This is a genomic window from Psychromonas sp. (assembly GCF_041586535.1).
In the GTDB taxonomy this organism is placed as follows: domain Bacteria; phylum Pseudomonadota; class Gammaproteobacteria; order Enterobacterales; family Psychromonadaceae; genus Psychromonas.
In genome coordinates this window covers 1-8,739 of the sequence record NZ_JBFGZY010000163.1, presented here as the reverse complement: position 1 = coordinate 8,739, position 8,739 = coordinate 1, and the positions used below count along the sequence as shown (strand labels likewise).

The 8,739-nt window shown below is 43.1% G+C and carries 6 protein-coding genes and 1 riboswitch; of the genes, 2 read left to right on the top strand and 4 right to left on the bottom strand.

All coding sequences use genetic code 11. The features are described from left to right. Positions 1-1,184 precede the first annotated feature (1,184 nt). Positions 1,185-2,324 (top strand): hypothetical protein, encoded by a 1,140-nt coding sequence (locus ABZA00_RS15225; protein ID WP_372883011.1) that lies wholly within the window; start codon positions 1,185-1,187, stop codon positions 2,322-2,324. 294 nt (positions 2,325-2,618) lie between these two features. Here the strand turns inward: ABZA00_RS15225 and ABZA00_RS15220 are convergent, their stop codons facing one another. The 4 genes from ABZA00_RS15220 to ABZA00_RS15205 all read right to left on the bottom strand — a co-directional run bounded on the left by ABZA00_RS15220 (position 2,619) and on the right by ABZA00_RS15205 (position 6,440). Next, on the bottom strand, positions 2,619-3,920 hold the full coding sequence (locus tag ABZA00_RS15220) for a dicarboxylate/amino acid:cation symporter (RefSeq protein ID WP_372883010.1): 1,302 nt from the start codon (positions 3,918-3,920) through the stop codon (positions 2,619-2,621). A gap of 334 nt (positions 3,921-4,254) precedes the next feature. Beyond that, positions 4,255-5,091: a hypothetical protein gene (locus ABZA00_RS15215; RefSeq protein ID WP_372883009.1), complete on the bottom strand. Its 837-nt coding sequence runs from the start codon at positions 5,089-5,091 to the stop codon at positions 4,255-4,257. Between the two features lie 12 nt (positions 5,092-5,103). Beyond that, complete coding sequence (locus tag ABZA00_RS15210) at positions 5,104-5,409, bottom strand: hypothetical protein (RefSeq protein ID WP_372883008.1); 306 nt, start codon at positions 5,407-5,409, stop codon at positions 5,104-5,106. A gap of 293 nt (positions 5,410-5,702) precedes the next feature. Further along, a complete protein-coding gene (locus tag ABZA00_RS15205) occupies positions 5,703-6,440 on the bottom strand; it encodes an SOS response-associated peptidase family protein (RefSeq protein WP_372883007.1) in 738 nt (245 codons plus the stop codon). Positions 6,441-6,697: 257 nt separating this feature from the next. Beyond that, positions 6,698-6,946, top strand: a riboswitch (cyclic di-GMP riboswitch). A gap of 170 nt (positions 6,947-7,116) precedes the next feature. Between ABZA00_RS15205 and ABZA00_RS15200 the strand changes: the two genes are divergently transcribed. Then, on the top strand, positions 7,117-8,607 hold the full coding sequence (locus ABZA00_RS15200; protein ID WP_372883006.1) for a putative bifunctional diguanylate cyclase/phosphodiesterase: 1,491 nt from the start codon (positions 7,117-7,119) through the stop codon (positions 8,605-8,607). Positions 8,608-8,739: the final 132 nt, after the last annotated feature.

Here is an 8,739-nt window from a genome sequence, read left to right as displayed (position 1 = left end):
ATGGATGAAAGCAAGGCATTGATTGCAGTAACTAGTTGTTCTAATTACAAAATCAATAACAAAGACTAAAACGTAGTTTTATGTCTAGCTAGCATTCATTTTAGCAAGCATAAATGAATAGATAATTATCGGATTTGGTATAACCCATCTTTAGAGTCGGATCCTTCCATTTACATTTCAGTACTCCTTGTAACTGAATTCATTGTAATTTTTAAAAAAACGCCATTTCAGCCGAAGACTTAATGGCGAATAAAGCATCACAGGAGATTCACTTTATATCGTCTCTATCCTCTTGGGAATTGCCGAAAATAAACGTTGCGCCGGGTTGATTGGCTCTTTGGAATGTACAGCTAATCGACATTACTCAATACAGGTGAATTCAGCCTCCTTATATGCTGACAACTCCATCGTATTCCAGGTGCTTCCTTGTGATTAAGCTGTAATTTGTCGTTGCGAAGATTACTTAAGCTTAAACAACCGTGTTCTTTAAAATCTAGTTCAACAACCGCTGATAGGTCAAGGTCCATCATAAACAGGAGGGCTGCTTAGTTTTTTTAACATGCTGGGCGCAGAGGTTATTAAATAAAAGGAGTGGAACAAAGTACTTATCGATTAATTACGTTGTCTGCAGGCTGTACTTCATATTCGTTCTATTTTGACCTCAACCGTTTAAATTATAAGTAAAAAATTCTATTTCCAGCACTGGGGGGCTGTGTAAAGAAGTGTAAAGAGCCATGTAGTTGCATAAAAAATACGCTTTAATGCCCTCCATAAAGTTGCTGAGATCTAAAAAATACGTATGCCTTGGCCCCTGCTTATTTGAGATATTGAGAGAGGATTATATTTTGATTAAAAAAACTTGGATGAAAAATTCCACCTGTATTCTGCTGGCTTCATTGTTTGGTTGTGGGGGGAGTAGCGAGGGAAATGTTAGCAACGAGCCGGTGGTAAAGAGCGATGTCGTTCTGGATGATAGTATTACACTTGTAGCTGAAAAGGCTGTTGTTGATGGGTCAGTCTCAGCATCCGATTTAATGAATATAACGGGAAACAATCAGGAGCTAACTGAGGGAACATTTACATCATCAAATAGTTCAAATTTTGGGACGCAGTCGAAACGCTCGATTCACCAGGGAGGATTCGGTACTGATTCAGTTTGTGGTCTGAGAGGAGAGATAATTAAGGTGACGAACCTCAATGATAGCGGGGCGGGATCATTGAGAGATGCGATAAACCAGAAAGGACCAAGAACAATAGTTTTTGAGGTTTCAGGTGCCATTAAATTAGAGTCGCGTCTTGATATTGATTCGCCATTTGTCACTATTGCAGGGCAAACGGCTCCGGCTCCCGGTATCTCGCTTTATCACGAAACACTGAGAGTTAATACCCACGATGTGTGTATGCAGCATCTGCGCGTTCGTCTTGGTGATAGTGATCATAATTTAAATTCCATGAGTAGCTCTGAAGCTTCAGACGCGGATGCCGTGGTGATACGTGGTGGGCGCGATTCAGAGGGGACTTATAACGTCGTTCTCGATAATATGTCTGTCAGTTGGTCTGTCGATGAGGCTATCTCTGTCTTTGGTGGTGTATCAAACTTGACAATTCGCGATTCTATTATTGCTGAGCCGCTACGTTATAACGCTCACGGGAAAGATCATGCCTATTGTCTCCTTATTCGGAGTGAGAGTGAAAAAGTTTCCCTTATCGGTAATTTATTTGGTCATTGCCAAAGACGTTCACCGCGAATGGATGGCGGAACATTACAATACGTAAATAACTTTATCTATAATCCGGGTGAATACGCAGTTAGTGTGCACGATCTACCGATCGACGTGACAATGGTTGGTAATGTTATGGATTTCCCTGATGATTCGGCTAATCGCTATGCGGGCGGTGCGAATGAACTCTTTACGAGTCGGAGCCCTGACGCGAAGGTTTATTTCTACGATAATAAATCCTTTGAAGATCGCCCAGAGCATGACGCTCGCATGCAGGGTGAGCCAGTAGTTGTGCAATCTGTCCCAAAAGTATGGGAGGGGAATGTTACGGCGCTAACGGCAACGAAAGTTGAAGAGTCTATCGGCGACTGGGTTGGGGCATTTCCACGCCATCGTGATGAAGTTGATGCGCGAATTATCGAAGGGGTAAGAACGCATACTGGAACCTATTTGGATTCTCAAATGGATGATGGCGGTTACGTTTATGTCGAGGAAAATCAGAGAAGTTTGACACTACCTGAAAATCCTCAGAATGACGATGACGGTGATGGTACTTCAAATTTAGTTGAGTGGCTGCAATCGTATACTGATGCGATTGAATAATCGCAACATTTGCAGTTAAATACGAAGCCGAAGTTTGACTGTGAATATAATTTGGCAGTCGGCAGTCCTGCCATTGATAGCGGTACCAGGGAGTTTTTTTGAAGGAAAAGTTGTTTTACAAAGCAACTGTTTTCTCGGCGGAGATCCCGACTTGGGGGGCGTAGAAAGCAGATAGTTTGCTTATCAAAATTAAACCAGGTGATGCGCCACATCACTTTTATTAAAAAGGGTATTTTCCACCGGAAAATACCCTTTTTTCGGTCTGTTAAAGAGACTAAAACAAGTAGTTTGGTATTATGCTTTTGCAGCTTCAATGTTAACAGTAGTGGTATCAGCAGTTGAAGTTTGCTGATCATAGATATCTTTATTTAGTTCGCCTTCACTTTTAGCAACCAGTACAGAAACCATCATGTCACCACAAATATTGACCGTCGTACGAGCCATATCGAGAATACGGTCGATACCGGCAATTATTGCCAACCCTTCAATAGGAAGACCAACGGTAGTAAGTACCAGAGAAAGCATGATTAGACCGGCACCGGGAACGCCTGCTGTGCCGACAGAAGCCAGTGTTGCAGTCAAGATAATCGTGATGTAATCAGAAGCAGCCAGATCGATGCCGAATGCCTGAGCGATAAACAGCGCGCAAACACCCTGATACAAAGCGGTACCATCCATATTGATAGTCGCGCCCAGCGGCAGAACAAAGCTTGATACACCCTTAGATACGCCAAGCTCCTCTCGAGCCGCCTTAATTGTTGCAGGAAGGGTGCCTGAACTACTGGTTGTTGTAAAGGCAACAGCAGCAGGGTTAGTTAAAGCTTTCAGGTAACGGACTGGGTTTAGACGGCCAATAAAGCTGATTAGGCCGCTGTAGAAAACAACAATGTGGATCACGGCGCCGAGGAACACGACGGCAACTACTTTAATTAAGGGCAGAAGCACTTCCAGACCATATTTACCGGCAACCCACGCCATCAGGCCAAATACACCATAGGGTGCCAGTTTCATTACCAACTCAGTTAATTTATACATAGCTTCAGCAAGGCTTTCAAAAAGCTTAATAGCAGGCTCTGCTTTTTCACCGATCAGGGCCAAAGAAACACCTAAACCGATAGCAAATACGATGATTTGCAGAATATTGCCGGTAGCAAGCGCACCCACCGGATTTTTAGGTATCATATTAAGCAGAGTTTGAATTAACGGTGGTGCCTCCTGAGCGGCAATATCCGAGCTTGCTGCAACCATGTTCAGACCTGCACCCGGAGTGAAGATAGCAGCCATCCCCAAGCCGATTGAGATAGCAACTGCCGTTGTTCCTAAATAAAGTGCAATGGCTTTCAGGCCGATTCTTCCCATTTTCTTCGGATCCTGCATTGAGGTAATACCAACAATAAGAGAGAAGAAAACCAGAGGGACAATAAGCATTTTAATTGCGTTGATGAAAAGTGTGCCAATTGGTTTTAGAATTTCAGCACTTGGCCCCATCACGGTACCGACGATTACACCAAGAATCATCCCGATTAGAATTTTTTTCCACAGTTCCAGGCGAGTCCATGCGCCACCCGGTTGCGCGGTTTTACTGTTGTTATCCATTACGATCTCGAAAAAGTTATTAAAAAAATAGTTGTGTCAACTAATGTGAGCGCCGGATAACACCATAATTATGTGATTTTGTAAATATAACCTTATTGCAACAAGGGCGATCGTCTATTGAGTGAACAAAATCGGTTGTTTAATTGAACGCTTACATTAAAACACAGGAGGGAAGTTTGATCGTGTAATTATAAAAAATAGTAGCATCGATGCTGGTTATACCAAATCCGATAATTATCTATTCATTTATGCTGTTGATAGCACTCTTTTTAGCATAATAAAAAAGCCACCGGAGTGGCCTGGTTTATAGATGTTTGAAAGGGTGATAAACGATTTATTCAACTGAAAGAGAATCACTTTTTTTGTAATCTGCAGATTTTTTAGCCGTTAGCTTGCGCAGCGCATTCAGTCTGATTTTTAACGCCTGATTGGTTACGCCACTGTTTGCGATGCTTCGAGTTGTCCCGCTTGGTTCATAGCTCACTAACTTACCAAGCTGAGCAGATTGTACTGGTCCAACACCAGGGCAGACAATTGCTGATATAACTTCATCATCTCCATCAAATAAACAATTAAAATAGGTTTTATCATTGGTTGTATAGGATGGGAGTTTAGCACTGTAAATGATTTGATTTCCGCTTATCCAACTATCCCCGATATCACCATCATCATCGCTACTGGATACAATGGTATAGCGAGTCACTTCCGCGGTAAGCGTGCCAATAATATAATTTTCCGGGGAAAAGCTTAAATTTTCAAAAGTTTCGGCTTTAGAACTGCTAGTTTCAAAGGCATATTCAGTGTTACTGTTTGACCAGATTGTAGTAATTGTATTGCCCGCAATTACTGACTCAGAGATTTGGAGTTGATTAGTTTTTGTAATTACTTCTTTTCTGCTATTGTCAGTGATTGTTAGAACTGTATTACCGTTATAGCCACCCTCATAGGTGTATATTCCAGGCTGCTGCTCATAAGCAGAGAGTTGTACAGCATTATCAGATAGTTCAGTAGCGTTGCTTACTCCGATAAATTCACCAGCATTATTAATAACCGTTTTGCCATTAATTTGAATTTCACCTTCAACATTTAACACAGCATTGCCTGCTGCATAAGCCAAGGATGAGCCCAGTACTCCAGAATAGATGATTATCGCTAAGTTTGTAAGTTTCATATCCATATCCATTTAGTTTGTAGTTATTGTTAACTTTCCCTGAATAATCAGTTTTTCCGGGGTAGATCCGCTTGAGTTAAGTACAAAGGGCTCCCCGCTTTTAAGGGTGAGCTCAAGATCCGAATCGGGCGTAACAGTTATCTGCTTGTAGCCATCAGTTATAACCGCTGTGGCCTTCAGTTGAACGCTGTTTACCTCACCGTCAACAATATCTGAATCTGATCCATTTGCACTTGGCGGACTAACAATCTCTGATTCGTCGGAATCACCACAACCTACCAGTGAAAGCAGCCCTATTCCGAATAAAACGTACTTCATCAAAAATTTCCTTTTAAATTGAAGAGCAACAGCGATTGAAAATAATCAGTCATTTAACAAAAAGCATAATAATGCGGCAAATGCATACTCAAAAAACAGGTGCGACAACATCACCGCATATCAGAAATATAAATATAACTATAAGAATAGTGTTGTATTTTATTTAGTCAAAAATAAAGCTCACACATGTGAGGTATCAATGGTAATGGGGGGCTGCTGATATCGAGCAACAAAATAGACCTAAGTAACGTTAATGCTTCGCATCAATGATTTTCATCTAAATGGATAAACTTTTAATCAGCCTCAATAATAAAACTATTTCTGATGGCACAGCGTTTAGCTGGTTTATCTATGGGGGTTATCCTTTGCGCCATAGTTAAGGTTGGTTTAAGAAGTTTTTGAAATGCCTCTACTTTCTTGAAACCAGGATCCAGCCACATAGCGATTAACTGCCGGTCATGATAGGGCAACATAAGCGGTATGGATTTAGGGTGAATAGTTTTCAGTTTTGGATGCGCTGGCAGAGTGATAATTGCAGTCGAATAAACAAGCTCTCCCGTCTGTTGGTTCTGCCACTCTTTATACAACCCGCCAAATGCGATGGCTCCCTGCACCGGCTCAATCTGGAAGTACGTTTTTTTGTCGCCGAGTCCTTCAACAAATCCCGAAGCGGGCACAATACAACGGCTCTCCCTATAAGGTTTGTATGAAATAGAACGCGGGGAGTTCAGCTTGTCATAGCGGGAATTAAAGGAGGTATAACGATAGTTAGGCTTTAGCGTTTTATCATCCAGCAGCAGCCACCAGAGTGCCTCACTGAGCACCCGCTCGCTCTGTATCTGTCGGACAATGGAGACCCTGCTTCCCGGACTTACATCCGCTGAGCTATGCAACGTGCCCTGCGCCGCTCCGAGGATTGTTACTAGCTCTTTTATATAAATATCATTGTTTACATAAAAACGTCCGCACACGCTTTGCCTCCAGTCGCTATTGAAGCTTACCAAACAGAAGTGTTGGACAGAATGAGACATCAAGCAAGTCGGCTCTGTTAATAGCAAATTAATTGTCACTAATTTCAAGGGTAATAAAAGAGCAGGTACACAATTATTGTTCTGCAGTTGTTTTTTTCATCTAGGCTGCTGAGGTCCTGGAGTAGGGGCAATATACAAACCTGCTTTACTGGTTTGATCTGCAATAATTTCGACTCAGTCAGATCCATTTGTTGTGGATATGATTGTTAAATTTGTGTAAAATCCCGCCTCTTTAAATACATTGGTATTTTTTGTAAAACCGTAAAAGGCAAAATCGTCGAAAGGCGATGACGCAAAGCCACTGGCCTAATGAGTATTTATAGCAGCAGAATCAAAAAAGTGATCAGTCTAGCCTGTTAAAATCACCCCTAACTGTGTCGTGAGTCTTGAAGTGAGGATAACTATCTCCTGCAATTCACGTCTTGTTAGCGTTAATTTTTCCTGCGCGATACTTGAGCACTTTATTAATTATTTTGGTGTTACTCGATGGTAGCAGGGTTGCAGAGGGACTTCAAAAATTGCATTTTCTGGTGAATAGCGCCCGAACATGCTCTCCTGTTTGAACCTTTCCTGAACTTTTACTTTGTTGTCTTGGTTATCAGGCAGCAATCTTATTTTAGGGCTCATTGTTATGCGCCTTAATTATAGCTGTCTGGTTAGTATAGGAGATTGGAACGTGGACGAGAACAATTCATGGGCTTTGCTGTTGTTTAGCGGCGCATTAGGCTATCTGCTGCTGCGTTTTTTCGTTGCCGCTAAAAACAAGGAAAGCCGCTCCTGCCCAACCTCTTCGCAAATTAATAGGGCGCTGCCTTCCAGCAAAAATAACTGTTGGGCGCTGCAGGACAGCAGCGCGCAATGGCATAGCGGGCATCTTTATGAATGTATTCAGTCCCGTATAGAATCTACCAGGTGCAGCCGCATAAAATTCGCATTAATGTTACTGGAACTCGGCAATTGCGGGTCTCTTCAAGCGTCTTTATCTGTGCAGTCTTATAACACCCTGCTGCAGCGTTTAGAGTCACAGTTAAGAGGCTGTTCGCCTGTTATTGAGCACTGTTCACGCACCGGCGAAAGCCGTTTCTCTGTTATTGTCACAGCCGGCGGGGCGGAACATGCAGCTATCGTTGCACAAAAGCTACTGCGGCAATTTTCCCTTGTCGATGTGCCTGCGGGACAGGAACAGCCTTTTAGCTGCAGTATCGGTATCTGCCAGTATCACAATGAACAAGAGGATCCTGAGCTGTTACTGCAGCGGGCTGAGCAGGCACTTTGCCATGCAAAACAGCTGGGTAGCGGTTATTTCTGTTTTTTTGACGAGGTAGGAAGACTGCTGATGAGCCAGCGTGAACAGCAGGTTGATAGGCTGAAGATAGCACTGCAGCAGAAAGAGTTACGTCTGCATTATCAGCCGGTGATCTCGTTGCAGTCGCGGCAGATTGTCGGTTTGGAGGCGCTTATCCGCTGGCAGCACCCGCAACAGGGCCTGATTGCGCCGCTTCACTTTATTCCTCTGGCTGAACAAACGGGTCTGATCGTTGCCATTGGCGAGTGGGTTATTCGCAACGCCTGCGGGCAACTTAAGCGCTGGCAAAGAGAGGCTATTGCACCTTCTTTTGTTGCGGTAAATGTTTCTCTACGGCAACTTGCCTGTGGCGATCTGGTGGATATTGTGCGCCATAGTCTGACGGTCAGTGGTCTGCAACCCGAAGCGCTGGAATTAGAAATTACTGAAAGCTTAGCAATGGGTAATTTAGAGTGTACAATCAAGCAGTTGCAGGAATTACGTGAGTTAGGGGTGGAAGCCTCGATCGATGATTTTGGAACCGGACACTCTTCATTGAGCTATTTGAAACATTTGCCGGTGCAGAAACTTAAAATAGACCGCAGCTTTATCCGCGGTATTCACAATGATCTGGGTGATGCGGCCATTGTAGAATCTATTATTGACCTCGCTCATGGCCTCGGACTGATTGTCGTGGCTGAGGGGGTGGAGTATGAAGCTCAATATCAAATACTTAAGGACCTGGGCTGTGATTATGCGCAGGGATATTTATTCAGCAAGCCCTTAGCGGCCTTGGAAGTGGAAGTTATGCTTAGAAATAACAAAATAAGTCAGGATAACGGCGGAACTATACCGCTATCTGTAAGTTCAGGGGTGATATAGATGAAATTAAGGCAATCGATAGCTTCGCGTTTCGTGACCATTAATTTGCTGCGTGCGCTGGTTGCAATGATAGTGGTGGCGAGCATCGCCTATTCGACGAGGGCTGTTATAAAAAACAATGAAGAGCTGGAT

What these genes read in the sequence shown, in the direction of transcription:
- ABZA00_RS15220 (WP_372883010.1), bottom strand. Translation starts at nt 3,920, where the DNA reads ATGGATAACAACAGTAAAACCGCGCAACCGGGTGGCGCATGGACTCGC.
- ABZA00_RS15215 (WP_372883009.1), bottom strand. Translation starts at nt 5,091, where the DNA reads ATGAAACTTACAAACTTAGCGATAATCATCTATTCTGGAGTACTGGGC.
- ABZA00_RS15210 (WP_372883008.1), bottom strand. Translation starts at nt 5,409, where the DNA reads ATGAAGTACGTTTTATTCGGAATAGGGCTGCTTTCACTGGTAGGTTGT.
- ABZA00_RS15205 (WP_372883007.1), bottom strand. Translation starts at nt 6,440, where the DNA reads ATGTCTCATTCTGTCCAACACTTCTGTTTGGTAAGCTTCAATAGCGAC.